Genomic DNA, 25,973 nt, shown 5'->3' with positions numbered 1-25,973 from the left:
AAATAGGCATTAAAAAAGGGGTTCAGCCTGCGCTGAACCCCTTTTTTTTACTGCCAGCTATTACTTAAAGGTGACGTCGATATTTGCCGATGCGGTGAATGGCCCAACCTGTGGATTGGTATTCAGCCATTTCAGGCTAGCCAAAAAGTTCTTTTCAACGATGGTACCGTTGACCAGGCCCAGATCAACCGGGGAGTTCATCATGATAGGCGTGTTTGGCGTTGCTGCCTGCGAAATCAAAATACCGAAGCCGCTGTTGCTGGTTGGCATAATAACGCTGTTATCCTGCAATGGATAAGTCGTGCTGAAACTGGCCTGCAGGGTTTCGCCTTTACAGTCCTGACCCGTGGTTGGATCCGACATATTTGCGCTAACCGAGAATGGCACCTGCTTTTCGATTTTGCCGGCCACCGCATTTTGACGCGGTATGGTGCCAAAGTTTACGGTAGAACCGTTGTTAGCCACCACGGTGATTTTCGGGTTACAGGAGATAAACTGAATATTGCCCAATCCGGAAATATAGGCGTTAAAGTTACTGTTAGGACGGCTATTCAAACCACCAACCCCATCTACCTGGAATACCGAATAGGAATTGCTGTCGTTGATCTTGCCGCCGGCCGGCGGCGTCTTGCCGGTGGCCTTAATGTAAATGGCGTAAGAAACTGTCACCGACAACGATTTTGCCGGAGCCTGACAACGGTTGCCGGAACGGCGGCACTCAGTGCCTGGACCGACGTCTTGTCTCACGTTCTTAACGGGTTTGATATCAACGCCCTTATAAGTCACGCCAACTTCAATCGAGTTATGAATCAGACTCATACGAGCCTGAGGATCCCAATACAAAAACGCATTCTCGCCGTTTGGCATGTTATCGGTATCAGTACATTGGAAAGTCGAAGTAAAGGTCTGTGAACGCCACAGCAATGCCCCAGGGGCAGTATTGGCCGTCGATACCTTGATCGCCTTATCCAACACGATATCCTGACGAATGTTGCCATTCTGCTTACAAGACAGCGCAAAGCTGCTCTGTGAGAACGTCCCCAGTGTGACCAGCAGCCCTGCCGCCAACCCGAGTTTTTTATGTTTTAACAACAAAGAAGACATATTCATTCCTTTTACGGTTTTCCGCAGGTCAGCGAAAGTTCCTGATAGCCCATCAGCTGTTCGGTCGCCGATTTCAGTTCCGGCACCACTAATGAACAGCTGTCGCCGGCATCGCTGCCCCATTTAACCAACAGGCGATCCCCTGCGGATGCCCCGGAGATATAAATATCCCCATTGGTACCTACGGTACCGTTGTTCTTGCCGTCAGCGCTGAACACGTTGGCGCCGATTGGCGGTACGCCGCCGTCCAACATTTTGCTGTGTACCAGCAGGCTTTGACCGGTATGCGTTTCAAACTTCACGCGGGTAATTGCGCCGTATGTCGGTACCACATCACGGGCTGCCATCGGGATATCCAGGCCGTTGCCGATATCTTCGGTACGCAGCGCCACACGGTTGTGACGGTATGGCGACGCAGAAGTCATCACCGCGTAACCAAAGCGGTCAATAGCCACACCCGGTTGGTTTTCCAGACGAACGCCTTTGGCGTCTTTGGCTTCAACCAGCACGAAAGTGTTCTGTAATGGCTGAGTCAACGTCACACCACCGGAGTGCGCCACGATACCGCCCGATACGCCCAACGAAGACTGCTGGTAATCATTGCTGTAGCTGTAACCGGCATTCACCGTACCCATGCTGCCCTGATAACCCACGTTAGCCGAGGTGGTTTGCCCAGCGTAACGATCGTGACCGCTCTGCACCGCGTAGTTCAGACGGTTATCGTCCAATGCGGTACCGCTCAGGCCGGCGCTATAGGTATTACCGCTCTGCTTGCTGTGCCCGGCGTTGAAGCTGGCCGTCATATCAGAGGAGTCTCTGCTGAAGAAGCTGAACGGAATAGATACAGTCATGTTAATACTGCGATCTTTATAACCGTAGTTGCTGCGGCTGTCTTGATAGAACACGCCGTAGCTGATGTTTTTATAGCTGCTGTTAAAGCCGGTTTGAACCGTACGATCCTGGCCAGAACCGCCCCAGTATGACTGGTTGCTGACGTTGGTATACAGCGTTGAGTTACCGGCAATACGCTGATTGATCGACAATTCTACACGCTGGCGTTTATTGTTGAACTTGCTGGTGTAATAAGTCCGGCGACGTGATTCAGCCCAGTCAGGTACACCCAGATTACGGTCATTTTCATCGTAGTAATCATTGCGGTAGTAGCCGTTTTCATAGCGATCGCGTTCCGCAACCGCATCTGAGAAATCATAGTAACCGGAGGTCGAATAACGGTAGCCGGCGATCTGGAATTCAGTACCCCAGTCGTTGAGCGACTTGGAGTACAGGAAGCGGAAGCTCTCACCCTGCTTGTCATCACCGTTGACCAGGTTGGTGTCGGAATAGGACATGTCAAAAGAAACCGCCCCCCAAACACCCATGTTTTTACCCATACCCAGCACCGCAGAACGATAGTTTTCTGCCACCAGCACGCCGCCGTAAGGCGTAATGTCATACCCCATACCGTGGGACAAGGTACCTTGCACAAATTTTGGCTGGTATTTGGTCGTGCCGTCATGATACTTACCGGCAGTCATCTGATAGTCCCAGATCCCTTCACGCAGCATGTTCGGCACGGAAGAGAATGGCACCACGAAAGTGGTTCTCGAACCGTTGGCCTCAATGACCGTTACGTTCAGGTTACCGCTCAGGGTACTTGGGAAAATATCCGTCAGCGCAAACGGGCCAGGCGGCACGTTGGTGCTGTATATGGTGTAGCCGTTTTGGCGGATCTCGACGCGGGCGTTGGTCGACGCCACGCCACGCACTACCGGCGCATAGCCGCGCTGGCTTTCCGGCAGCATGTCGTTGGCGCTGGAAATCTGCACGCCGCGGAACTGGATGCTGTCGAACACGTTGTTGTTGGTGTTGGTCTGGCCAATCACCATGCGGCTACGCAGGGAAACAATGTCAGTTTCTGCCCAGCTCGAAACGGTATTCCAATGAGTACCGGCACCCGACTGCTGGTTCAGCGTCGAGTTATTGCGCAAACGCCAATTACCAATGTTGAGACCGTTGTTCAGGCTCAGGAAGTAATAGTCTGATGTTTTATCGTTGGCGTTATTGCTGTAATTATTGTGGTTGCCGCTGAAGTTATAGTTAACGAAGCCGGCGTTAATCCCGCGATCGTAAACCTTCGGCGAAATAGCCCCTTGCGGACGCGGCTCCAGAAACACCTGCGGCACTTCCAGATCCATACGCTGTATAGCGGCGTCATAGCTCAGCTTGGCACCCGAGATTTGCTGGGACAGCGCATAACACTGCGCGGCACCTTCGGTTTTCATATCGCCTGGCAGTTTAACGCCGTAATCCTGGTAATCCTGCGCTGTCAGGCAAGGCATTACCGGCGTGTCTTTGGCATCTTTTTTGAATTCGATTTCGCGGTGATCGATACGCTGACCATTCAGGTAAATATCAAACGGATATTTGCCTGGCAAGATATCATCGCCGCTGGACAACGCTGCCACCTGGGAAATGTTGTCGTCGCCATGGATGAAGGAGGTGTTGAACTGCTCCTCCGCCATGGCCATATGAGAGAATGAAAATGGCACCGCAGAAAAATAAATTACACCATTAATCAGCCTGACCAAACGTTTTGGCGTGAGGGTTGTTATTCTTTTATGTGCCATTTCTTGTTCATTCCTTGAAGGGCTTAAATCAATTTAATGCAACGTTCTTAATCTCGGTGTGGCCGCCGTAATCGTTGATATAGGTAAACGACATACTGCCGGCCGACTGCGCGCCCTGTGGCAGAGCAATTTTCAGGCTATCTTGCGGTTTCACCATATCGGCATTCACTTTCCAGCTCTTGCCACCGCTTTTCAGCGTCAGAACGCCCAGCGTCACATACAGCGGACCGTTGTTGGTGACCACCAGATTGCCGCCCTGACGCTGCCATTTCAGCGCTTCAGCCTGCTGTTGCAGGTTGGCCTTCAAGGCTTCAGGACGGTAGAACAGTTTGATACGGGTACGGATCGCCACCTGCAGCACGTTATCTTGCTTAGGCGTTGGCGGTATTTCCTGTACGTTTACCCAGAGCAGACTTTCTCTGTCCTGCGGTAACCCGCTGCCGGAATAGATAAAACGCAGAATGGCGTCTTTCTTGGCAGCCAGTTTTAAAATAGGTGGAGTGACCACGATCGGTAAATTCTTCGGCATCTGGCTTGAATCACCAGTATCCAGCCAGGTTTGCACCATATAGATGTCGTCGCTGTCATTGCTGATTGAGAGCGATGCGGATTTACTTCCGCTGTTATAAATTACGCGCGTTGAATCAACTTGAATGCCGGCAAAAGCATTAACGGAAAACGCGAGTAAAATACAAGAAAGCACTTTTTTCATCGGAATATCTCAACTCTCAGAATTTAGCCGTCCATGGCCAATAGCTCTATCTATCCTGCCAGCGAATTAAATTATTTGTATTCGATGGTGAAGGTAGCGTTAGAGTTTGCCTGACCCGCAGTTACCAGATCCTGGTAAGATTTATAACGAGCGCGCAGGTTGAAAGTCGCAGAACCTGGGTTGTCGCCATCAGCAGCAACAGAAACGGTAGCTGGAGTAGCAACTTCCTGAGAGATTGGCAGAGTTGCGCCGTTGTTATCCAGGATTTCAACGCCAACGCCGTTAGCGCCGCCAGTTACAGCCAACAGCTCTGGGTGACCAGCTGGGGTGTTACCGTCGAAACGCAGGGTGTAGTTACCTGCTTCACATTTCTCCAGGCTAATATCGAAAGCTTTAGCACCGCTGGTAGAACCAGAAGTTGGGAATGCGGTAGTAGGATATTTACCCAGGATAACTACTTTATTCTGGTCTTTATCAACTACTTTACAGGTAGACTGTACGATTTCACCGGTGAATTGAACGTTGCCGCTTGCAGCAGTAGCGTTATAAGCAGTAGCAGACAATACCAGCGCGGCCAAAGGCAATAATACTTTTTTCATTTCCAGCTCCATAGAAAAACAATAAAATAATCGATTCAGTGACAGATGAATATATACCGACCCGGCACTGAGCATACACTCAGCGATAGCACTCCTTGCTTAAAAGGAATGTTGCCTCGATGAACCCATTGCCGGACGAAATATAGACTAAGCGCATTCTTATTGTTAAATCGTTTAAAACATTCATAAGCCCTCTCTTGATAGGAATAAACTATCAACAAATACCTATCGATCGATGTTGACGATTTAATCGAATAGGAATAATCTGTGTTTGGGAAAGCCCTGTAGTTGGACATTTTGACTTAAGGCCTGATTAACAGCACATTATTCTAAATATTTACACTTTGTTACCTTTTGAGTGATTTAGACTTCGCAACAAATTGCACGTTTAATGGTCTGTAAGCGGCATTGCTCTTCCTGACTGCATTAAATAAGATTCTTACCTATAAACAGACTGATTTTATTTTATTTTCGTTATAAAACAGCTATTTGTATATCAATCAAAGGATTGAGGAATGCACAGTTCTTTTAGAGAGCAAAATAACGGAATTAATTATGTTTTCCAGCCAATGTTCGCAAAATCCGGACAATTGCTGGCCGTTGAGTGCCTGTCACGATTCACTTTTAATAGTGAATATGCACATTTCTCTCCTGAACAGTTCTTTCGCTCTGCTGATAGCGCCACCCGGATTGAGATTCTGTTAGAGCAGGTCAGTCTGATAGAAAAATATAATCACTGGTTTCGTAAGAATCAGGTTATAGCCACATTAAATGTGGACGATCATTCGCTGAGGTCTTTGGCTAATAGCCATTTTGCAGAAAGAATTAACGCTACTCGCTGTATTCATTTTGAAATCAGCGAGAACTCAACCCGATTGGTAAAGGATCGCGTCCACGGCGATCCCTCTCTCAAGAGTTATTCATTTTGGCTCGATGATTTTGGTTCTGGCTATGCGGGTTTTTCCGCATTGTATAACAGTCAATTTCGCTTCGTTAAATTGGACCGTTTTTTACTATGGGACTTTATGAAAAAGTCCGGCGGTGAAGGTTTAATGCGCGCTTTATTGCGCTTTTTTCACCTTAATCATTACAAGGTGATTATCGAAGGAGTAGAAACTCCCGAACATAAAAAATGGCTGGACGAAATGCCATATTACGCACTGCAGGGAAAGCTGTGGAAGGAATCCGACATCAAGGATTTGAACTCGCTTCTTACAGCTGAATACTTTTAACTCATTATGGGTGTTTGCCATTATGTCTAAAAACAATGTCCTTGTTATTAGTGAGTGTAAGTACAGCTATGTCGGCCTTTCGGTATTACTGAAAAAACATTACGGCAAGTACGATATCAGACTGTTTTCGGATTTTATGCACGGTGGCGCCAAGGCGGAGAAAATAATCAAGCACGACATCGCGTTGATTTTCACCTCACAAAATCTGGAACAAAGCGTCAATGTCATTGAAAGCCTGGTGTCTTTGCATCAGCAATACAACTCAAAAACACGCCTGCTGGTGTTTTATGACGATGAGCGCGTAGTGAAACTGTTGTCGATTCTGGGCATTTCCGTTGAGCTGGTCTCTACCCGTATCCCTCTTTATTCACTACAGGAAAAGATACAAACCCTGTTGGAAAGCAAAGAGCCGGGCGGGATAAAAATGCAGAAAACCCGGGAGCTCAGCCCAGCGGAAAGTGACGTTATTTTCAATTTGCTGCGTGGCGATAGCCTGCTGCACATTGCCCAAAAACGCGGCACTCACCCCAAAACCATATTTTCTCAGAAGTACAGTGCGATGAAAAAGCTGCGTTTGCGCAGCATGAGTACCATCTTCGTCGCCGGTAAGTAACCTTTCAGGCCGCCGCCCGGCGGCCTGCATTTCGCTCGTCACGTTAAATAAATGTAACAATGAGCGATAAAGCAGTAACAGCCACATAACACTCCGGCCTATTGGTTAGGATCCAACTACGGAAATTTCCCGTGAGTCATGTCGTCTGGATCAAAATCAAAAAAAACATCAGGAGATGTTATGAAGTCGTCCTTATTCAGCCGTTATACCTGCTTTGTGTTGAGTCTCTTGTTGACGCTGACATCATTGGTACTGTTGTCGCACCACCCCTGGTTTTGGCTGCCGGCGATCATTTTTGGCGGGCTGAGCGCACTGGGGATTTACGATTTGACCCAGCAGCGCCACGCCATCTGCCGCAACTACCCCATCATCGGCCGCCTGCGCTTCTTCTTCGAATTTATCCGCCCGGAAATACGCCAGTATTTATTGGAAGAAGATAACGCTCAGATCCCGTTCTCCCGTACTCAACGCACGCTGGTCTATCGCCGCGCCAAAAACGAGATGGGTGACAAACCCTTCGGCACTCAGCTGGACGTCTATCAAACCGGCTATGAATGCATCGGCCATTCCATGTGTCCGGTCGCGGTATCCGATCCGACCAGCTTCCGCGTGGCGATCGGCGGCCCCGGCTGCAGCCAGCCCTACTCCGCTTCTATCTTCAATATCTCCGCCATGAGTTTCGGCGCGCTGTCGGCCAATGCCATTCGTGCCCTCAATCTGGGCGCGGCCAAGGGCAATTTCTATCATGACACCGGTGAGGGCAGCATCAGCCGCTATCACCGTGAGAACGGCGGCGATCTGGTGTGGGAACTGGGAAGCGGCTATTTTGGTTGCCGCACCAGCGATGGCCATTTTGATCCGCAGCGCTTTGCCGAGCAGGCTAAAAACCCGCAGGTCAAAATGATTGAAATCAAACTCAGTCAGGGTGCCAAGCCGGGCCATGGCGGCATTCTGCCGGCGAAAAAAGTGGATGCGGAAATTGCCGCGACGCGTGGTGTACCAGAAGGGATCGACTGTATTTCACCGGCCTCACACAGTGCCTTTAGCACCCCAGTAGAAATGATGCACTTCATCCAGCAATTGCGCGAGCTGTCTGGTGGCAAACCCGTGGGCTTCAAACTGTGTATCGGCCACCCCTGGGAGTTTGTCGCCATCGCCAAGGCCATGTTGCAGACCCAAATATTGCCGGATTTTATCGTGGTGGACGGCAAAGAAGGCGGCACCGGGGCGGCTCCGCTGGAGTTGTCCAACTATATGGGCATGCCACTGCGCGAAGGGCTGTTGTTCGTACATAACACTCTGGTTGGCTGTGGATTGCGTGACCAAATCAAAATAGGCGCCAGCGGCAAGATTATCAGCGCCTTCGACATCGCCAGCGTATTGGTACTGGGTGCCGACTGGGTGAATTCAGCGCGCGGCTTTATGTTCGCCGTAGGCTGCATTCAATCGCAGAGTTGCCACACCAACCACTGCCCGACCGGCGTCGCCACCCAGGATCCGCTACGGCAGAAAGCGCTGGTGGTGCCAAACAAGGCAGAACGCGTCTATCATTTTCACCAGAACACGGTGAAAGCGCTGGCGGAAATGTTGGCAGCGGCCGGGGTCAGTCGTCCGGAACAACTGACTTCACACCATATGCTGCGCCGCATTACCTCAACGGAAATCAAGGTCTATGCCGACATCTATTACTACCTGAAACCTGGGGCACTGTTGCAAAAAGAGATTGAAAGCGATTTCTATGCGCGCATGTGGCGTATGGCGACACCAAACAGTTTCGATCAGGCGATCGCCCTGCCGGTTTAAGCGGTGGATTGTCCCCTCGCCTCAGGGAAGGACTTTGGAGAGGGGTTGCTTGCTACAGCAGCCCTCCCCCTCGGCGGCGAGAGGACATGTTGGTTACTGTTTACGCGCCGGGGCGTCACCGGCCACGTAGTATTCTGCGGTGCTGCGCGGCAGCGGTGAGCGCTGGCGGATACGGTCGGCGATTTTCTCGGCGATCATGATAGTGGTGGCATTCAGATTACCGGTAATGATCAACGGCATAATTGACGCATCCACCACCCGCAGCCCTTCCAGGCCGTGCACCCGGCCCTGACCATCCACCACCGCCATTTCGTCTTCACCCATTTTGCATGAGCAGGAAGGATGGAAGGCGGTTTCGGCATGTTCACGAACAAAAGCGTCCAACTGCTCGTCGGTCTGCACTTCCGGCCCTGGGCTTATCTCACGACCACGGTATTCATCCAACGCCGGCTGCGCCATGATTTCACGTGTGATACGGATAGCATCACGGAACTCCTGCCAGTCCTGCTCGGTCGCCATATAGTTGAACAAGATGCTCGGGTGCTGGCGCGGATCTTTGGATTTGACCTGCACCCGGCCACGGCTCGGGGAGCGCATCGAACCGACGTGTGCCTGGAAACCGTGCTCTTTCACCGCATTACTGCCGTTGTAGTTAATCGCTACCGGCAGGAAATGATACTGAATGTTCGGCCAGGCAAACTCTTCACGGCTGCGGATAAAACCACCGGCTTCAAACTGGTTACTGGCACCAATACCGCTACCATTGAATAGCCATTCCGCACCGATTTTAGGCTGGTTAAACCATTGCAACGCCGGGTACAGCGACACCGGTTTTTTACAGGCGTACTGCAGGTACATTTCCAGATGATCTTGCAGGTTTTCACCCACCCCCGGCAGTTCGTGTACCAGATCAATATCCAGACGGTTCAGCAAGGCGGCCGGCCCCACGCCGGAGCGCTGCAGGATCTGTGGCGAGGCGATCGCCCCGGCGCACAGCAGCACTTCCCGACGCGCACGGGCACTGGTGACATCCTTTGCTTCACCCTGCAAGTAGTCAACGCCCACCGCCCGCTTGCCGTCGAAGCGGATGCGATCGGTCAGCGCGTGGGTCACAATCTTCAAATTAGGGCGAGAACGCGCCTGATCCAGATAACCGCGAGCGGTGCTGGCACGACGACCTTTCGGCGTGACGGTGCGATCCATCGGGCCGAAGCCTTCCTGCTGGTAGCCGTTCAGATCCTCGGTACGCGGGTAGCCTGCCTGAACGCCAGCCTCCACCATCGCGTGGAATAATTCGTTGTTACCGGCTTTCGGCGTGGTAACGCTGACCGGGCCATCGCCGCCGTGAAAATCGTTCGGCCCGATATCGCGGGTTTCCGCCTTGCGGAAATACGGCAGACAATCCAGGTAGCTCCAGTCTTCCAGACCCGGTGCCTTCGCCCAGTTATCGAAATCCATCGCGTTGCCGCGGATGTAGCACATGCCGTTTATCAGCGACGAACCACCCAGTCCCTTACCACGGCCACATTCCATGCGGCGATTGTTCATGTGCGGCTCAGGGTCGGTTTCATAGGCCCAGTTGTAACGGCGGCCCTGCAGCGGGAATGCCAACGCCGCCGGCATCTGTGTGCGAAAATCCATCCGATAATCCGGGCCGCCGGCTTCCAGCAGCAGCACGCTGACGTCAGCATCTTCGGTTAAGCGGGTGGCTAATACGTTACCGGCCGAGCCGGCCCCGATAATGATGTAATCGTATTCCATCGATTATCCCCTTAATATTTGTATGCCTTAATAATGCAAATGGCCTGAAGGTCAGCATGCTGAATAAACCAAGGCAGTTTTGGATGCAAAAAAGGATATATCCCCTATGGATTTCGAGTTACAGCTAGGCGGCAAGGGCGCAGAGCCCCAGGAGCTTACTCAAGTAAGTGACTGGGGTCTGCGCTCGCAGCCAACAACGCTGTAGCTTGAAAGACGACGGGGATAATTAAAATATGGAGGCGTATTCGCCTAACTCGACCTGCACTGATTTGATCTGGGTGTAGTGCTCCAGCGTCATCAGGCCGTTTTCTCGACCGACGCCGGACTGCTTGTAACCGCCAACCGGCATTTCCGCCGCCGATTCGCCCCAGGTATTAATCCAGCAAATGCCGGCTTCCAACTGGTGGATCACCCGATGGGCGCGGGTCAGATCATTGGTCACGACACCCGCGGCCAGGCCGAAGGTGGTGTCGTTGGCGCGGCGTACAACTTCGTCTTCACTTTGATAGCTGAGGATGCTCATGACCGGCCCGAAGATCTCTTCGCGCACAATTTCCATCTCGTCACGACAATCGGTAAACACCGTCGGCGCCACATAAGCGCCCTTGGCAAATTCACCTTCAGTGACACGCTTGCCACCGCACAGCAGACGCGCACCGCTGTTCTTGCCGCTTTCGATAAAGCGCAGCACCGACTCCATATGCGCGAAGCTAACCAGCGGACCAAAGTTGGTTTGCGGATCGGTTGGGTCGCCCAGACGGATACGTTTTACACGCTCGAGGATTTTGGCTTCAAATTGTGCCTGCAACGCTGCGGGAACAAATACGCGGGTGCCGTTGGTACACACCTGGCCGGAACTGTAGAAGTTGGCCATCATGGCGATATCAGCGGCGCGATCCAAATCGGCGTCGTCAAAGATAATCAGCGGCGATTTGCCACCCAGTTCCATGGTGACTTCTTTCAGCGTCGAGCCGGAGGCATTAGCCATCACTTTCTTGCCGGTTTTCACTCCGCCGGTGAACGACACCTTGGCGATACCAGGATGATCGGTCAGGTACTGGCCCACTTCTGCGCCGCTGCCGGTGACCACGTTGAATACGCCGTCCGGCAGGCCCGCTTCGGTGTAGATCTCTGCCAGTTTCAGCGCCGTCAAAGAAGTCACTTCACTGGGTTTGAAAATCATGGCGTTGCCTGCCGCCAATGCGGGGGCAGACTTCCATAAGGCGATTTGAATCGGGTAGTTCCAGGCGCCGATACCGGCCACCACACCCAAGGGTTCGCGGCGGGTATAAACAAAGGAGGTATCGCGCAGCGGGATCTGCTGCCCCTCGATGGACGGGATCAGGCCAGCGTAATACTCCAGCACGTCGGCACCGGTGACAATATCTACCGCCGTGGTTTCCGACATCGCCTTACCGGTATCCAGCGTTTCCAACGCGGCCAGTTCGTCGTTACGTTCGCGCAGGATATCTACTGCACGACGCAAAATGCGAGAACGCGCCATCGCCGTCATTGCCGCCCACACCTTCTGTCCGCTGGCTGCGCTGGCCACCGCACGGTTGACGTCTTCAGCGCTGGCGGACTGGATTTCGGCAAGGACTTCGCCGTTCGCCGGGTTCACTGCGTTGAAGGTTTTTCCATCGGTACTGTCTACATAGGCGCCATTAATATAGAGCTTCTGTAAGCCAAAACGGGACATAGGTTCTCCTTGGGTTGTCCTCAGGGTGGCGTGTGCCCCCGGAGTTGAAACGTAATGTAATCGGTAGTGAGCGCTATCGCCTGCGCCTGATTAAATGCCGCACCGCGCAACGCGCTGCGCAACCACAGGCCGTCGATCAACGCCGCCAGCCCTTTGGCTGCCAGCCGTGCCTCCGCCTGCGGCAACACCCGGCTAAATTCAGCGCACAGGTTGGAATACAGACGGCGACCATTCACCTGCTGCAGCCGATTGAGCTGCGGCTGGTGCAGGCTGCTGGCCCAAAAGGCCAACCAGGTTTTCATCGCCGCGCTGTTGATCTGGCTGTCGTCGAAGTTGCCGGCGACGATCGCCTGCAGCCGCGATGCCGGGCTGTGGTCGCTCAGCGCCTGCAGCCTTAGCTTCACCGCTTCGCCCAGATGGCTAATCAAATAGCGCATCGTGGCCTCCAGCAGGCCGTTCTTGTCCTTGAAATAGTGGCTGATGATGCCGTTGGAAACCCCCGCCCGCCGCGCTATCTGCGCAATGGTGGCATCATGCATTCCAACTTCATTAACTGCGGCCAGCGTGGCATCTATCAACTGCTGCCTTCTGATCGGCTGCATCCCTACCTTTGGCATAATTCGACTCTCACAAAACCGACTTCGGCCTCGTCTCAGCGGCGGAATTTCACTGCCTTTCCACCTGCTGAACTTGGTCTTCATGCTAACTATTAAACTTTTTTTTGATTGAACGTTCAATAAAAATTGAATATATTTTATTGCCGATTGGTTATAAATATGTATTTTTCGGTTGTGGAACTGGCTGATTTTTGTGAGGTATTTAACGAATCTGACCAAAATCAGTGTCTGTAAGCGGTTCCCACCACGAAGCGATTTTCCGCTTCGTAAACAAGCAAAGCGGCGATCTTTGGCAAGCAATAGTGATTGCCGCGGCATTCTTATCCGCACTGTTTCCGGGCGACACCCGCGTGTCGTTCAGGCTGGTGTGTGGGCACGATTTTACTCAGTTGTTAAAAAACAGAGGAAGACGATGACAACACGCGAAACCTCCTCAAAACCGCAAAAGGATGGCCTTAATCCTGTGGTTTTCTTTACCTCGGCAGGGCTGATTTTGGCCTTCTCGCTGATGACCATCTTTTTTACCGATTTCTCCGGGCGATGGATCACCCGCACCCTGAATTGGGTTTCAACCACCTTCGGCTGGTACTATCTGCTGGCCGCCACCCTGTACATCGTATTTGTGGTGTTTATCGCCGCTTCGCGCTTTGGTTCGATCAAGCTCGGGCCTGAACAATCAAAACCCGAATTCAGCCTGATGAGCTGGGCGGCGATGCTGTTCGCCGCCGGTATCGGCATCGATCTGATGTTCTTCTCGGTCGCCGAACCGGTGACACAATATATGATGCCGCCGGAAGGCCAGGGTCAGACGCTGGAAGCCGCACGCCAGGCAATGGTCTGGACGCTGTTCCACTACGGCCTGACCGGCTGGTCGATGTACGCGTTGATGGGTATCGCCCTCGGCTATTTCAGCTACCGCTATAACCTGCCGCTGACCATCCGCTCTGCCCTGTACCCGATTTTCGGTAAACGCATCAATGGCCCGATTGGCCACAGCGTAGATATCGCCGCGGTGCTGGGTACCATCTTCGGTATCGCTACCACGCTCGGTATTGGCGTAGTGCAGTTGAACTACGGGCTGAAAGTGCTGTTCCACATACCGGAAAACCTGACGGTTCAGGCTGCGTTGATCCTGCTTTCGGTGATCATGGCCACCATTTCGGTGACTTCCGGCGTCAATAAGGGCATCCGTATTCTGTCCGAGCTCAACGTGCTGTTGGCACTGGGGCTGATACTGTTCGTGTTGTTCTTCGGCGACACCGAGTTCCTGCTCAATGCGCTGGTGCTTAACGTCGGTGATTACGTCAACCGCTTTATGGGCATGACGCTCAACAGTTTCGCCTTCGATCGCCCGGTGGAATGGATGAACAACTGGACCCTGTTCTTCTGGGCATGGTGGGTGGCCTGGGCGCCGTTTGTCGGCCTGTTCCTGGCGCGAATTTCACGCGGGCGTACCATTCGCCAGTTTGTGGTCGGCACGCTGATTATTCCTTTCGTGTTTACCCTGCTGTGGCTGTCAATCTTCGGTAACAGCGCGCTGTACCAGATTATTCACGGCAACGCCGCCTTCGCGCAGGAAGTGATGCAGTACCCGGAACGGGGATTCTACAGCCTGCTGGCGCAGTATCCGGGCTTTACCTTCAGCGCTTCGGTGGCGACCATCACTGGGCTGCTGTTCTACGTCACCTCGGCGGATTCAGGCTCGCTGGTGCTGGGTAACTTCACCTCACGCCTGAGTGATATCAATAATGACGCCCCCAACTGGCTGCGTATTTTCTGGTCGGTAGCGATTGGCCTGCTGACCATAGGTATGTTGATGACCGACGGCGTGCCTGCCCTGCAGAAAACCACGGTGATCATGGGCCTGCCGTTCAGTTTTGTGATCTTCTTCGTGATGGCCGGGCTATATAAATCGCTACGGGTGGAGGATTACCGCAAGGCCAGCGCGCTGAACACCAATGCGCCCATGCCGGTTTCCAGCAATGACGTGCTGAACTGGAAACAACGCCTGTCGCGGGTAATGAATTATCCGGGCAGCCAATACACACAGAAAATGATGGATACCCGCTGTCGGCCGGCGATGCAGGAAGTGGCGCGTGAGCTGGAATTACGCGGCGCCAAAGTGGAGTTCAGTGAAGTGCCGCCAACCGAAGATGAGCGTTTAAACCATCTGGAGTTGCTGGTGCATTTAGGCGAGGAGCAGAACTTTATCTATCAGATCTGGCCGCAGCGTTACTCGGTGCCGGGCTTTACCTATCGCGCCCGCTCCGGCAAGTCACACTACTACCGGCTGGAAACCTTCCTGATGGAAGGCACCCAGGGCAATGACCTGATGGACTACAGCAAAGAACAGGTGATCGGCGATATCCTCGATCAGTACGAGAAACACCTGAACTTTGTGCATATCCACCGCGAGGCACCGGGTAACACCCTGACCTTCCCGGATATGTAACACCAAAGGCTACATCACTTGTCCACAGCCGGCTGACAAAGCCTGTTATTAGGGAGAGCGTGCCGAAGGGGTCGTAGCGGCTTGCCCGCCGGAGCGCCCCTCGGTGCGCTAGGCCCGGGTATCTAGGGTACAAAGGCAACTTTTATCAAATTCAGGCCACATTACGTGGCCTTTGGTTTTCAGGGTAGCCGGAGTCTGAGCCGCTTATTTCCCCATGGTGTCCTTTTTCATTTCATCTTTCTTCATGCCGTCTTTGGCCATGCTGTCTTTTTTCATGCAATCCTTGCCCATGCAGTCTTTCTTCATGGCGTCTTTTTTCATGCCGTCTTTAGCCATGCCGTCATGAGACATCTGGCCCATATTGTCCTTTTTCATCGCGTCTTTGCTCATGCTGTCTGCAGCATTGGCACCGATAGAACCCAACATCAACGCGCTGCACATCATCACTGCGAATAACTTTTTCATGGTATTTCCTTCTCTTATTTAAAAAGCACCTGTGTGCCGGGGATAGTTGTGGCCGCCTTTAGCTGCCGCCAAACCAGTTGTAACCTTGATCTTCCCAGTAACCGCCGGGAAAGCGGTTGGTGACTTCAATCACCTGAATATGTTTCGGATTCTTGTAACCGAGCTTGGTCGGCATACGCAGCTTCATCGGATAGCCGTATTTTCGCGGCAGGATCTGGCCGTCGTAGGTCAGCGCCATAATGGTTTGTGGATGCAGCGCCGTGGCCATATCGATGCTGGTGTAGTAATCGTCGGCGCATTTGAAACTGACATATTTGGCGCTCAGGTCCGCACCGATCGCCTGGAGAAATTCCGCGAACGGCACCCCGCCCCACTTGCCGATCGCACTCCAACCCTCTACGCAGATATGGCGCGTCACCTGACTGATTTGCGTCATCTTGTGCAATTGCGGCAGCGTCCAGGGCTGCTTATTCAGCACCAGTCCGTTGACCTCCAGCCGGTAGTCGTCGCCATTGATCTCCGGTGCCTGCTCCTCGGCATAAAACGCGTTGAACGGGAACGGACGAGTGATCATCGACTCGGCATACACCGGCGCCAGATGGTCGGCATTGAACAGCCAGCCCTGTACCCGGTCGTTAAAGCGTGAGATGCGGCTCAGCGCCTGTTCGACATTGGTGTTGTCGCTGATGTCACACCCGGTGAGCATGGCGATCCCCCCCAGCGTCAGCCCGTTGCGCAGGAAGCGCCGCCGCGAAGAAGACTCCAGCTGGCGTGCCAGCAGTTGCTGCGCCTCTCTGACGATCTCTTGCCCTTCACTCAGGCTTATTGGCTGTTTCTGTGCTTTCATCAGGCTCTCCTTAACGTCCACGCAGCATGGCCAACAGCGTGCGTGGCACCAACGCCACCATCACCAGATGCACCACCACAAAACCCACCAGCCCCGACATGACGAAAAAGTGGATATAACGCGCCGCTTCATAGCCACCGAGCAGTTCACGCAACAGTGGAAATTGCACCGACTTCCACAGCACCAGGCCGGAAAGCACCATCACCACGCCCACCACCATCACAAACAGGTAGGCTGCCCGCTGCACCATGTTGTAATGGCGTAAATCGTTATGGCCGAGCTTGCCCCGCAGCGCCGCCAGCAAATCGCCGAGCAAGGCTTTCGGGCTGAGCGGCCAGAATTTGCGTTTCAGCCGGCCACTGAAAATATTAATCAGCAGATAACACAGACCGTTAATGCCAAACAGCCACATGCCGGCAAAGTGCCACTGCAACGCGCCGCCCAACCAACCGCCCAGCGTCAGCTCATTGATAAAACTGAAGTTAAACAACGGCGAAGCGTTGTAGATGCGCCAGCCGCTGGTGACCATAATCAGCATCGCCAGCGCATTCAGCCAGTGCGTCAGGCGCAGCCACAGCGGATGGATCAGCACCGGTTTCTCCGGTGTAATGGACATGGCCATGAGGCTTTCCTTGGGTGGCGTTTCGATGCGCTGAGTATCCGCCTGATTTGTTCCCCAAGACCTCACGCAAAGTTAAATAAAATGTGATAACTCCGGCACTGAGGGTTGTGTAGACTTCAATCAGGTCTGGCAATAGCGGTGAGAAGAGTGGAAAAGCCAAAGAAAATTTTAATCGTCGAGGACGACGGCAATATCGCCGAGCTGCTGCAATTACATCTGCGCGATGAAGGTTATGACATCAGCCATGCCGCCGATGGCAATCTGGGCATGGCGATGCTGGAACAGGGTGGCTGGGATGCACTGATCCTCGACCTGATGCTGCCGGGCATTGACGGGCTGGAGATCTGCCGCCGCGCCCGCAATATGACGCGCTACACGCCAATCATTATTACCAGCGCGCGTTCCAGCGAAGTGCATCGCGTCCTGGGGCTGGAGCTGGGGGCGGACGACTACCTCGCCAAGCCCTTCTCGATGCTGGAACTGGTGGCCAGGGTCAAGGCGCTGTTTCGCCGCCAGGAGGCGATGAGCCGCAACCTGCGGATGGACGCCGGCACGCTCAGTTTTGACGGGTTGACCATCGACCCGATTGCCCGTGAGGTACATTTGAACCAACAGACCATCGATCTGACGCCGCGCGAATTTGACCTGCTGTATTTTTTTGCCAAACACCCTGGCAAGGTGTTTTCCCGCCTCAGCCTGCTCAATCAGGTGTGGGGTTATCAGCACGAAGGCTACGAGCACACCGTGAATACTCACATCAACCGGCTGCGTATCAAGATCGAAACCAATCCGGCGGACCCCGAGCGCATCCTCACCGTGTGGGGCATGGGCTATAAATTCGCGGCAGCGCCGCAAGAGTGAATCATGAAAAACCTTACGCTAACGCAACGCCTGACCCTGATCTTCGCCCTGTTGATGGTGATCAGCTGCGCCATTTTCGGCTGGATGCAGGTGCGCAGTAGCACCCAGTACAGCCAGGCGGTGATCCAACGGTTGTCCGGTAATCTGGCGCAGCACATTGCCGACAGTAACCCGCTGTTGGGGCAGAACGGGCCGAACGCAAAATCGGTGCAAAACCTGTTCGATCAATTAATGGCGGTGAATCCCAGCGTTGAGGTTTATCTGCTCGATAAGCAGGGCGAGATTATCGGCAACGCCGCACCGGCCGGTCACCTGAAACGCCAGAAGGTCGATCTGCTGCCGCTGCAGGCGCTCTTCAATGGTGCAAATATGCCGGTGTACGGCGATGACCCGCGTAATCCGGATGCCAAAAAAGTGTTCAGCGCCGCGCCCCTGAAGGTCAACGGTCAGGTTGAGGGCTACCTGTACGTGGTGTTGCTGGGTGAGGATTACGACGCGTTAACCAGTCATGCTTTGCATAACTCCGCGGTCTCCATGGCGCTGTGGACCTCGGGCCTGATGGTGCTATTTAGTCTGGTTGCCGGTGGTTTTGCGTTTTATTGGGTGACCCGACCTATCCGCCGTTTGACACGTCAGGTCAGTGAGTTGGACAGCGGTGGCATCGCGGCGGTACAAGCCTATGCCATGCTGCCAGCCGACAGCGGCGGTCGCGATGAAGTCAGCCGACTGCAGCAGGCATTCCGCAGCATGGCGCAGCGTATCGCCGAACAGTGGCAGACGCTTTCGCAGCAGGATCAGCAACGCCGCGAGTTTATTGCCAATATCTCGCACGATCTGCGCACTCCACTGACGTCGTTGCACGGCTACCTGGAAACCTTGTCGGTTAAATCGGCCAGCCTGAGCGACAACGATCGCCAACGCTATCTGGAGATTGCACTGGCGCAGAGCCGTAAGGTCGGCCGATTGGCGCAGGAACTGTTCGAGCTGGCGCGACTGGAGTATGGCGTGGTGAAACCGCAGAAGGAGCCGTTCTCACTCAGCGAATTGGTGCAGGACGTGTTCCAGAAGTTCGAATTGGCAGCAGAGGCTCGCCAGCAAAGGCTGCTGGCGGATATTACCCCCGGCATTCCGTTGGTGTTTGCCGATGTCAGTATGATTGAGCGGGTACTGACCAACCTGCTGGACAACGCCATCCGCCACACGCCGCAGGGCGGTGAGATTGAAGTGCGCCTGTGGCAACAGGCAGGCAAGGTGCTGGTGCAGGTTAATGACAGCGGCCCGGGCATCCCGCAGGAACTACGCGCCGACCTGTTCGTGCGCCCTTCGATTCTGAGCAGCGCCCGCCGCCATGCCAGCGGGCTGGGATTGATGATCGTTCGGCGCATTTTGCTGCTGCACGACAGCGATATCCAACTGGTCGAGCGGGCGCAAACCGGTGCCTGTTTCCGCTTTTCGATCCCGCTGCGTTAGTTAATGCAGCTTTTATCGACGCTGATAAATTTGTCGTTATAAATAATAAATTTCTGCCCTTTCAGCCGAATGCCTGCATGGGTCAGCGTATCACCCGGGCGCAGGTATTCGGTGATCCCCTCCTCGTCGGTACTGTCACAACCGGGCTTGAGCAGGAACTTGAAGTAGGTGTTGCCGGTATTAGTGAGCGTGCCACGCTGCGGATCCAACCGATAGGCGAAATGACTCTGGCGTGGGCGCACCACCAAAATGGTGTCCATCACCACTATCGGCTCCAGATTGACGCCGGCAGTTTGACGCTGCGCCGGGTCGAAAAGGCGGGTGGGAATTTCGCGAAATGATACCCGGTAATAACGCTCGCGATCGTCCTGCGGGCCACGGTAGAAGAACTTGTAATATTCGCCCTGCCCGGCCTGCAGTTGCAGCTGGCGCGGGGCAAACAGCAGTTCACCGTCCGCCGGGCGGCTGCGTGTTTCTTTCTCCCCCGGTCTGTCGATGGCGCGCACAGTCACCTGATAAATACGCGCGCTGCGGTTGTTGTTCAGCACCCGCTTGGCGGTGAACGATTGATCCTGATCCATCGCAAACGTCAGGGTGCCGACGTTTATCGCCGTCGCGCCAAATGGCCAACACAGTAGCCAGAACAGCCAGCTTCTCATGGGTTGTTCCTAGTTAATGTTGCGCCAGGTGGCTTCAACGTGGATCTCCCCGGCGGCGCTAACGTCGCCATACCAGCCGTTACCCGCGACCGTTTTCAATGAGATCGGGTTATTCATCGGGATGCTGAACTTGACCCGGGTTTTGTTCAGCACCCCTACCTCACCGGAGATGTCATTCCACGGCGTGCTGCTCCATAACGCATTGGTCATGTCATGCCACTGTCCGTCGCAGCCTGCGTCATAGCTTTGTTGGCCGTTGGTGCTGGTAGTGATACTGAGCATGGCCGGGAAAGGCACCTGACTTTGGTTATCCGCCGAGGAAAAAATGCAGTAATTAATCCCGTTGATGACCTGCGTTGGGCCGGTGGCCATCACTCGCACCTGGTCGGCGGCGGTCTTGCCGCTGGTGGTGACGATATAACCAAACTCCAGCGAAGGCTCCGCCGGGCCGACGTAACCTTCGCGGTGTGGCTGGTTATCGTAGTCGTCGGAGATAATGCTGATGCTGAAATCACGCGGTTTGATAATCAGTTGGTTGGAGGTGGAAAACTCGTACCAGCCGGACTCGGGTGAGGTGGTGTTCTGGAAGCGGAAGTTGATCAGGTCGCGAGTGCCGCTGTCGGAAATCCCCAGTTTCACCATTTGCTTGAAAAAGTTGCTGGCGAAGAACACGTAAATCACATTACTGCTCTTCAGTTGATTAAAGGTGTAATAGCTGCCGGTTCCCGAGGTGTTTTTCCAGCTATTGCCATCCAGGCTGAACTGCAAATCGGCGGCGTTGGTCGCCGACGTTAACGCCGCATGGTTGATCGCCGGGAACACGTGAATCGAGGTATTGCTGACGCTGCCGTCGGTCTGCAGATCGTAACTGACCATTTTACAGGTGATGCCAGAGCGTGAACCGATAGTCTGGTTTTTACAGTCGGCATTGCCCTCACCGATGATCGGTACGCCATCACTGTTAACAAACACTTCCGACACCGCGTTGGTGTTGATAAAACGCAGATGCGCCGCCTTGCTGTGGGTTACGGTGCGTTTATACCAGCTACCTCTGCTCTGATTCTGACAGCGCCCCCCGCTACTGGCATCGTAGACATCCGCGGTTTGGCAGGCATTAATCTGCATGCTGAATGCGCTGCCTGGGGCCATTTGCTGCAAGTATTGATAGAAACTCGGCGACATCATGCCGTGCATCCATTTAGCCCCACCCGAAGTCACCACCGCACCGTAAAAGCCTTTCTCGTCGGTAGCCTGCGGCAAAATCAGGCTGGTATCCATATTGCAGCCGCCATACCAGTTAATGCAGCGCAGCCCGAGAAACGGGTTCTTGATCGGCGTATTTTCCAGCCACATGTCAAAACGATTGTTGGCTGACAGGCCGGTATTGTAGCCGTTATCCACATAGCCGAGGCTTTGTTGATAGATGGTGCCGGAGCCGCCGTATTTTAGCCCAGTCCACTTATTGGCGCCGGTCATGCGCGGATCCAGCCCACCGGCCGGCGTAACAAAAAAGTTGTCATCGGCGTTATTCTCGACAAACACGAACTTCATCGTCGCGGCATCCGGCCAGTTGGTGACGCTCACCGCCGCGCGCAGCGGCAAGGTAACCCACAGCATCAGCAGCAGCGTAAACTTAGCCTTCATTGGTCGTCTCTCCTGTCTGCAGGTTACCCGCGTAGGTTTGCAGTCCGCTACAAATCACGTCGCCGACCCATATCGCCCCCTGTGCCTTACTCAGGTCCAGACTCACTTCACAGCTCTGGTTACCCCTGTAGGTGAAGTCGATCACCGGGAACTTCTTATCGACGTCCATAATGAATTCGCCTTTTTCATCGGTGCGGGTGCGGCCGATATGGTTTTTGATATAGGCGTTGGCCAGCAGTGTGCCGTCTTCCGCCTTGATGCGGCCAAATACCGTCACCATCTGTTTAATTTCCGGCGTGATCACCGCCACATTGCCCGGATACAGCGTTAACTTGCTCTTGCGCCTGGTGACGATATCGAAGCTTTCCGCCGAGTTTTTATTGTTCATCAACTCAACTTCGTACTGGCCATACGGCGACAACGGCACATAGTTTTTATTGCCGGTCAGCTTGACCGTCCGGCCATCAACCCGGGCGGTCAGCATGCCGTCATTTTCAATGCCGGTGTTAAAGATGATGCCCGCATTGCCCTCATCTCTGCCGCTGGCGGCAATATCACGCCCCTGCCAACCTACGCTGCCGCTGGCGGTCAGGCTGGTGTTAACGTAACCGTCGGCAGAGCTGCTGACGTTGACCGTACCGGCGGAATATTTGGTGTCAAAGCGCGCATAGGCCCCTCCGTTCATACTGTTGTCGCCCTTGGTGTCACCGGAGATCGCCCGTGACAGGTTGGCACCCAGGGTGCGGATGGGCCCGTCTTGAATGTCTTTACGCGCGGCCAGGTTGGCCGTGGTATAGCCGTTCTGGTTTGAAACCCCGGCGCTGAGCCAGTTGCCCATCGGCAGTGAGAAATCGAGTGCGATGTATTTGCCGGTATTCGAACTGTAGCCACCGTTGTTGTAGCGCTGTACGCCAGCACGCACGCCAAGCGTGCCAAAACGACCGGTGAAAATATTTTGGTAATAATCAGCGTTGTAATAGTGACTGCCGTTCTTTTTATCGTCGTTATAACTGAGGCTTAAACTCCCCAACGGTGACCAAAGCGCGCCAAAATTCATCGTGCCGCCGATGGCGCGGTTATGCGCATCGTTTTGCAGCAGTTTGTCGCCGATCACCGTTTTTTCCTGATTGACCCACAGGCTGCTGAAACCGCCGGGCAGCGCGGCACTGACGCTGTTGACCAGGCTCCAGGAATGGTCAGATGCCACCATGTTCTGCACGTTGAACTGAATCGACTGACTGAGTGGCACGCTGATACGGCTTTCACCCACCGCGTTGCTGTCAAACGAGTAACCAGACAGCGCCCAGTTCAGCGTCTGCAGGTTACCGGTGGCCGACGCGCCGATCAGGTAAGAATCCTTGGCCTGCCGCTGGCGTTGATCATCACCGCGCCAGTCATCCATGCGGATCATGCCGCCCCAAAATTGCCAGGCCAGCGGCGCATTGGCGCCGCGGTTGGGGCTGAACAGCTTGTTCACCCGCTGCATGCGTTTATCCACCACCCGACCGTTGACCACCACCTCAACCTCAACGTCATAAATGCCGTAAGGCAAGTTGCCGGTATCCACCTCATGGTTGCCCATGGCAAAGTTCTGCACGCTCAGCAATCGTCCCTCGCGCGACAGATGCACCTCCCCCGCAGAGGGGAAGAACGCCACGATCGGCGTCAGCGATTGGCTGTTATCAAATACGGTGGAGTTGGCGCGGTTACCATAAGACAGACCATAGATCTTGCTGGAGTTGATGGTAGTGACCGGCCCCAGCGACTGTAGGTTCCAGCTGTCCAGCATGCCGGCGGCAAAGCGACGGCCAGCAAAGTCACGTTCGTACATTGCCTTATACAGCGTGGCGTTCTCATCGCCGCTGCCGATGCCATAAACGGAACCGTTAACTTCCACATGATGCTCACGTAGGGCAGTGACGCTGTTGAGCGACAGGTAGCTGGAAGTATTGCCTTCGCTGGCCCGGGTGCGGTTATCATAAACCCCGAGGTTATAATCCAGCGTACTGCTGACGGCATCCACGCTGGAAACGCCGATGTCGCTGGAGCGAGCACGCAGCAGGGTCCCCATCGCCGCCTCCTTCACCACCAGCTGCAAATTAAGCTGGCGGAAATCCAGCGCCAGCCAGGCGTCATCCGTCAGTGCAATGCGCTGTTGCTGGTCAAACTTAGCCTCCTGCAACGCCTGCAATTGCCTGATGGTCTCTGCGGTCAGCGGCGTGCCATCGTCCCCGTCTTCCAGCGTGATCTGGCGGATTTTCAGCCGATCGTTATCCAGATATAAAAAAGCGTGCCCAATGCGGCTGTCATCTTTTACACCGCTGTTTTTTTCAAAGTGCAGCAGCAGTGGAATACTCATGCCTTCGCGCAGCGCCAGGCTGAAGGTCTGCGGGATCAACACACCGTCAATTTGGGTCAGCCCGGCAGCGATCGCCGCCTGGCCCGGTAGCAACACCGCAGGGATCGCCATCACCCCGCCGGCCAGCAGCGTTTTCAACAGCACAGCCTTCACATGCCACTCCTTGCTTTAATGTGGTGCATTCCGTTTCATTGCAGACAAGCTGCTCTATTTCACCGGGATAAACTGGTCGCCATGCCATAACGCCACGCGACCTTTCTTGTCGTTGACGTCTACTTTGCTGAACCCCCGCGCCTTGCCCGGCATCACGAAATAGTTTTCCTTGCAGTCATTGCCGTCTTTCTTGTTACGACAGTTGCCGTAGGCCACCACCTTGAAAGTGGCGTTACCGGTGTTTTTGATCTGGCCGGCGGCAAACTGGTAATTGAATTGATCCTGCCGGGGAGCCACCACCAAAATGGTGCCGATTCGTGCAGAGGTGGTCGCGACGGCATTGCGCTTGGCCGAGTTTTGCCCCACGTCGCTCAGTGCCTGATCGAACCAGACGATGCGGTAGTAGCGCTCCTGGCCATCAGTTGGCCCTTTGTAATAAAAGCGAATCACATCGCTGGCGTTGGCCGGCAATATCAGGCTGGCCGGTGATAGCAACATTTCATCTTTGCTGCCCATCGGCACCACCGCACCCGATTCCAGCGGGCTGGAGATACGCTCGATTTTGATGTTCACCAGGCGACCACTGTCGGTGGTGTTCTTGATTTCTTTACTCAGACGCGCGCTATCGCTGTGCATGAACGAACTGATCTCACCGACATCAAGCGCGAAAACAGGGTAAGACAGCGATAACAGCAGGAGGGCGGCGAGAGAGAAAGGTTTCATGACGGTATTCCAGTAGCGTTCTTCAGTAGCGGTGAATAACAGGGGGTTACCCCCCTGTTTTACAGCGGTCACTCAGGGGATTAGGCGGTCCAGGTGGCGTTGAACTCAACGCTCACATCACCGCTCCAGATCCCTTCCGGTAAGGTGCTAAAATCAGTCACTGCGGTGGTGCCGTCAGAGGTGGCGCCAATGATGGTGAAGGTGAACTGGTCTTGTGCACTGGTACGAACGGCCTTGTTATAGGCGTTAGACAGCGCGCTCAGGTTGCCACCCAGAATGCCGGCAGAGGTATCAATCATGGTGGTCTCGGCGGTTTTCTCTACGGCCTCGCCGTTGTAGTTCACACCCACGTTCAGGGTAGAACCAGAGGTGTCGAGCTGAGTCAGGGTGTTGGAAACCAGTTTGGAAGTCAGTTTGAATGCGGTAGCGGTGGCATCCCCTTCCACAGTCACGTCAAACAGACCTTTCTGGCTGTTAAAGCCCTTGATGCCTTCCGCGTAGTTGAAGGACAGGCTGCCGATAGGGGTAACAACCAGTTTGCTGGTGGTGTCTTTCTTTGCGGTAGCAGACCAGGTGGCCAACGCCTGAGCGGTGACGTCGGCGGCTTGTGCAGTGCTAACCGCAGCGAAGGCTGAAATAATGGCCAGTGCCAGTGTAATTTTCTTCATGGTAAAACTCCCTTCAACTTTAAATATGATTGTGCGTCCATTAGCGTGACCTGCTTTAGCCAGTCTGCTTGACGAGAAGGAGAGTAACCGCATCAAATCAAAAAAGAACCATTAACTACCAACACCTAAATATTTAGTTTTTAATTCCACAATTAACGTTTACTCAACCAGATTTAAGCTTTAAAACCCAGAGCATGCCCACAGCAAGAACAAAATCCCTATTATTTTCCATACCAATAAAACGGCCAAAACAGCATATGAAACGCTCAATTACGCCAGGCGT

The 25,973-nt window shown here is 53.9% G+C and carries 21 protein-coding genes; 6 read left to right on the top strand and 15 right to left on the bottom strand.

Features of this window, described 5'->3' with window-relative positions; all coding sequences use genetic code 11:
* Positions 1-60: 60 nt before the first annotated feature.
* The 4 genes from ACSOSI_RS07910 to ACSOSI_RS07895 all read right to left on the bottom strand — a co-directional run bounded on the left by ACSOSI_RS07910 (position 61) and on the right by ACSOSI_RS07895 (position 5,042).
* Positions 61-1,104 carry a fimbrial protein gene (locus ACSOSI_RS07910; RefSeq protein ID WP_476706832.1) on the bottom strand — a complete coding sequence of 348 codons (1,044 nt, stop codon included), beginning with the start codon at positions 1,102-1,104 and terminating at the stop codon, positions 61-63.
* An 11-nt stretch (positions 1,105-1,115) separates the two neighbouring features.
* Entirely contained in the window at positions 1,116-3,731 is a 2,616-nt protein-coding gene (locus tag ACSOSI_RS07905; RefSeq protein ID WP_476706831.1) for a fimbria/pilus outer membrane usher protein, read from the bottom strand.
* 28 nt (positions 3,732-3,759) lie between these two features.
* Positions 3,760-4,443: a fimbrial biogenesis chaperone gene (locus ACSOSI_RS07900; RefSeq protein ID WP_476706830.1), complete on the bottom strand. Its 684-nt coding sequence runs from the start codon at positions 4,441-4,443 to the stop codon at positions 3,760-3,762.
* Between the two features lie 71 nt (positions 4,444-4,514).
* Complete coding sequence (locus ACSOSI_RS07895) at positions 4,515-5,042, bottom strand: fimbrial protein (protein WP_476706829.1); 528 nt, start codon at positions 5,040-5,042, stop codon at positions 4,515-4,517.
* Positions 5,043-5,557: 515 nt separating this feature from the next.
* On the opposite strand from ACSOSI_RS07895, the gene ACSOSI_RS07890 reads away from it, so the two are divergent.
* The 3 genes from ACSOSI_RS07890 (at position 5,558) to ACSOSI_RS07880 (ending at position 8,690) form a co-directional block, all read left to right on the top strand.
* Complete coding sequence (locus ACSOSI_RS07890) at positions 5,558-6,274, top strand: EAL domain-containing protein (RefSeq protein WP_012005951.1); 717 nt, start codon at positions 5,558-5,560, stop codon at positions 6,272-6,274.
* Between the two features lie 22 nt (positions 6,275-6,296).
* Positions 6,297-6,887, top strand: a complete 591-nt coding sequence (locus tag ACSOSI_RS07885; protein ID WP_153857456.1) for a LuxR family transcriptional regulator — start codon at positions 6,297-6,299, stop codon at positions 6,885-6,887.
* Between the two features lie 180 nt (positions 6,888-7,067).
* On the top strand, positions 7,068-8,690 hold the full coding sequence (locus tag ACSOSI_RS07880; protein WP_017892137.1) for an FMN-binding glutamate synthase family protein: 1,623 nt from the start codon (positions 7,068-7,070) through the stop codon (positions 8,688-8,690).
* Between the two features lie 93 nt (positions 8,691-8,783).
* Here the strand turns inward: ACSOSI_RS07880 and betA are convergent, their stop codons facing one another.
* The 3 genes from betA to betI form a co-directional block, all read right to left on the bottom strand.
* Positions 8,784-10,451 carry a choline dehydrogenase gene (gene betA / locus ACSOSI_RS07875; RefSeq protein WP_476706828.1) on the bottom strand — a complete coding sequence of 556 codons (1,668 nt, stop codon included), beginning with the start codon at positions 10,449-10,451 and terminating at the stop codon, positions 8,784-8,786.
* 226 nt (positions 10,452-10,677) lie between these two features.
* Positions 10,678-12,150: a betaine-aldehyde dehydrogenase gene (gene betB / locus ACSOSI_RS07870; RefSeq protein ID WP_476706827.1), complete on the bottom strand. Its 1,473-nt coding sequence runs from the start codon at positions 12,148-12,150 to the stop codon at positions 10,678-10,680.
* A 20-nt stretch (positions 12,151-12,170) separates the two neighbouring features.
* Positions 12,171-12,767, bottom strand: a complete 597-nt coding sequence (betI, locus tag ACSOSI_RS07865) for a transcriptional regulator BetI (protein ID WP_012005946.1) — start codon at positions 12,765-12,767, stop codon at positions 12,171-12,173.
* Between the two features lie 412 nt (positions 12,768-13,179).
* Between betI and ACSOSI_RS07860 the strand changes: the two genes are divergently transcribed.
* A complete protein-coding gene (locus ACSOSI_RS07860; RefSeq protein ID WP_012005945.1) occupies positions 13,180-15,219 on the top strand; it encodes a choline transporter in 2,040 nt (679 codons plus the stop codon).
* Between the two features lie 204 nt (positions 15,220-15,423).
* On the opposite strand, the gene ACSOSI_RS07855 is transcribed toward ACSOSI_RS07860, so the two are convergent.
* The 3 genes from ACSOSI_RS07855 to ACSOSI_RS07845 are packed head-to-tail and all read right to left on the bottom strand — an operon-like array spanning position 15,424 to position 17,153.
* Positions 15,424-15,684, bottom strand: coding sequence for a pentapeptide MXKDX repeat protein (locus ACSOSI_RS07855; RefSeq protein WP_476706826.1), 261 nt, complete (start codon positions 15,682-15,684; stop codon positions 15,424-15,426).
* Positions 15,685-15,742: 58 nt separating this feature from the next.
* Positions 15,743-16,531, bottom strand: coding sequence for a molybdopterin-dependent oxidoreductase (locus ACSOSI_RS07850; RefSeq protein ID WP_476706825.1), 789 nt, complete (start codon positions 16,529-16,531; stop codon positions 15,743-15,745).
* A gap of 10 nt (positions 16,532-16,541) precedes the next feature.
* A complete protein-coding gene (locus ACSOSI_RS07845; protein ID WP_476706824.1) occupies positions 16,542-17,153 on the bottom strand; it encodes a cytochrome b/b6 domain-containing protein in 612 nt (203 codons plus the stop codon).
* 147 nt (positions 17,154-17,300) lie between these two features.
* Between ACSOSI_RS07845 and ACSOSI_RS07840 the strand changes: the two genes are divergently transcribed.
* The gene (locus tag ACSOSI_RS07840; protein WP_476706823.1) at positions 17,301-18,014 is read left to right on the top strand and encodes a winged helix-turn-helix domain-containing protein; all 714 of its coding nucleotides are present in this window, start codon (positions 17,301-17,303) and stop codon (positions 18,012-18,014) included.
* 3 nt (positions 18,015-18,017) lie between these two features.
* Positions 18,018-19,484 carry a sensor histidine kinase gene (locus tag ACSOSI_RS07835; RefSeq protein WP_476706822.1) on the top strand — a complete coding sequence of 489 codons (1,467 nt, stop codon included), beginning with the start codon at positions 18,018-18,020 and terminating at the stop codon, positions 19,482-19,484.
* Here ACSOSI_RS07835 and ACSOSI_RS07830 read toward each other — a convergent pair.
* The 5 genes from ACSOSI_RS07830 to ecpA form a co-directional block, all read right to left on the bottom strand.
* Entirely contained in the window at positions 19,481-20,143 is a 663-nt protein-coding gene (locus ACSOSI_RS07830; RefSeq protein ID WP_112363843.1) for a fimbria/pilus periplasmic chaperone, read from the bottom strand. The two genes, ACSOSI_RS07835 and ACSOSI_RS07830, sit on opposite strands and share 4 nt — an antisense overlap.
* A 9-nt stretch (positions 20,144-20,152) precedes the next feature.
* Entirely contained in the window at positions 20,153-21,787 is a 1,635-nt protein-coding gene (gene ecpD, locus ACSOSI_RS07825) for a fimbrial adhesin EcpD (protein ID WP_115182926.1), read from the bottom strand.
* Complete coding sequence (locus tag ACSOSI_RS07820) at positions 21,777-24,257, bottom strand: CS1-pili formation C-terminal domain-containing protein (RefSeq protein ID WP_476707257.1); 2,481 nt, start codon at positions 24,255-24,257, stop codon at positions 21,777-21,779. Before ACSOSI_RS07820 ends, ecpD begins: the two co-directional genes overlap by 11 nt.
* A 96-nt stretch (positions 24,258-24,353) precedes the next feature.
* Positions 24,354-25,022: an EcpB family pilus assembly chaperone gene (locus ACSOSI_RS07815; RefSeq protein ID WP_112363845.1), complete on the bottom strand. Its 669-nt coding sequence runs from the start codon at positions 25,020-25,022 to the stop codon at positions 24,354-24,356.
* 80 nt (positions 25,023-25,102) lie between these two features.
* Complete coding sequence (ecpA, locus tag ACSOSI_RS07810; RefSeq protein ID WP_012005935.1) at positions 25,103-25,690, bottom strand: common pilus major fimbrillin subunit EcpA; 588 nt, start codon at positions 25,688-25,690, stop codon at positions 25,103-25,105.
* Positions 25,691-25,973: the final 283 nt, after the last annotated feature.

Source organism: Serratia sp. AR11, from assembly GCF_056376275.1.
Note: the sequence above shows the minus strand (reverse complement) of the source record. Positions and strands in the feature narration are given on the sequence as shown.

What these genes read in the sequence shown, in the direction of transcription:
- ACSOSI_RS07910 (WP_476706832.1), bottom strand. Translation starts at nt 1,104, where the DNA reads ATGTCTTCTTTGTTGTTAAAACATAAAAAACTCGGGTTGGCGGCAGGG.
- ACSOSI_RS07905 (WP_476706831.1), bottom strand. Translation starts at nt 3,731, where the DNA reads ATGGCACATAAAAGAATAACAACCCTCACGCCAAAACGTTTGGTCAGG.
- ACSOSI_RS07900 (WP_476706830.1), bottom strand. Translation starts at nt 4,443, where the DNA reads ATGAAAAAAGTGCTTTCTTGTATTTTACTCGCGTTTTCCGTTAATGCT.
- ACSOSI_RS07895 (WP_476706829.1), bottom strand. Translation starts at nt 5,042, where the DNA reads ATGAAAAAAGTATTATTGCCTTTGGCCGCGCTGGTATTGTCTGCTACT.
- ACSOSI_RS07890 (WP_012005951.1), top strand. Translation starts at nt 5,558, where the DNA reads ATGCACAGTTCTTTTAGAGAGCAAAATAACGGAATTAATTATGTTTTC.
- ACSOSI_RS07885 (WP_153857456.1), top strand. Translation starts at nt 6,297, where the DNA reads ATGTCTAAAAACAATGTCCTTGTTATTAGTGAGTGTAAGTACAGCTAT.
- ACSOSI_RS07880 (WP_017892137.1), top strand. Translation starts at nt 7,068, where the DNA reads ATGAAGTCGTCCTTATTCAGCCGTTATACCTGCTTTGTGTTGAGTCTC.
- betA (WP_476706828.1), bottom strand. Translation starts at nt 10,451, where the DNA reads ATGGAATACGATTACATCATTATCGGGGCCGGCTCGGCCGGTAACGTA.
- betB (WP_476706827.1), bottom strand. Translation starts at nt 12,150, where the DNA reads ATGTCCCGTTTTGGCTTACAGAAGCTCTATATTAATGGCGCCTATGTA.
- betI (WP_012005946.1), bottom strand. Translation starts at nt 12,767, where the DNA reads ATGCCAAAGGTAGGGATGCAGCCGATCAGAAGGCAGCAGTTGATAGAT.
- ACSOSI_RS07860 (WP_012005945.1), top strand. Translation starts at nt 13,180, where the DNA reads ATGACAACACGCGAAACCTCCTCAAAACCGCAAAAGGATGGCCTTAAT.
- ACSOSI_RS07855 (WP_476706826.1), bottom strand. Translation starts at nt 15,684, where the DNA reads ATGAAAAAGTTATTCGCAGTGATGATGTGCAGCGCGTTGATGTTGGGT.
- ACSOSI_RS07850 (WP_476706825.1), bottom strand. Translation starts at nt 16,531, where the DNA reads ATGAAAGCACAGAAACAGCCAATAAGCCTGAGTGAAGGGCAAGAGATC.
- ACSOSI_RS07845 (WP_476706824.1), bottom strand. Translation starts at nt 17,153, where the DNA reads ATGGCCATGTCCATTACACCGGAGAAACCGGTGCTGATCCATCCGCTG.
- ACSOSI_RS07835 (WP_476706822.1), top strand. Translation starts at nt 18,018, where the DNA reads ATGAAAAACCTTACGCTAACGCAACGCCTGACCCTGATCTTCGCCCTG.
- ACSOSI_RS07830 (WP_112363843.1), bottom strand. Translation starts at nt 20,143, where the DNA reads ATGAGAAGCTGGCTGTTCTGGCTACTGTGTTGGCCATTTGGCGCGACG.
- ecpD (WP_115182926.1), bottom strand. Translation starts at nt 21,787, where the DNA reads ATGAAGGCTAAGTTTACGCTGCTGCTGATGCTGTGGGTTACCTTGCCG.
- ACSOSI_RS07820 (WP_476707257.1), bottom strand. Translation starts at nt 24,257, where the DNA reads ATGGCGATCCCTGCGGTGTTGCTACCGGGCCAGGCGGCGATCGCTGCC.
- ACSOSI_RS07815 (WP_112363845.1), bottom strand. Translation starts at nt 25,022, where the DNA reads ATGAAACCTTTCTCTCTCGCCGCCCTCCTGCTGTTATCGCTGTCTTAC.
- ecpA (WP_012005935.1), bottom strand. Translation starts at nt 25,690, where the DNA reads ATGAAGAAAATTACACTGGCACTGGCCATTATTTCAGCCTTCGCTGCG.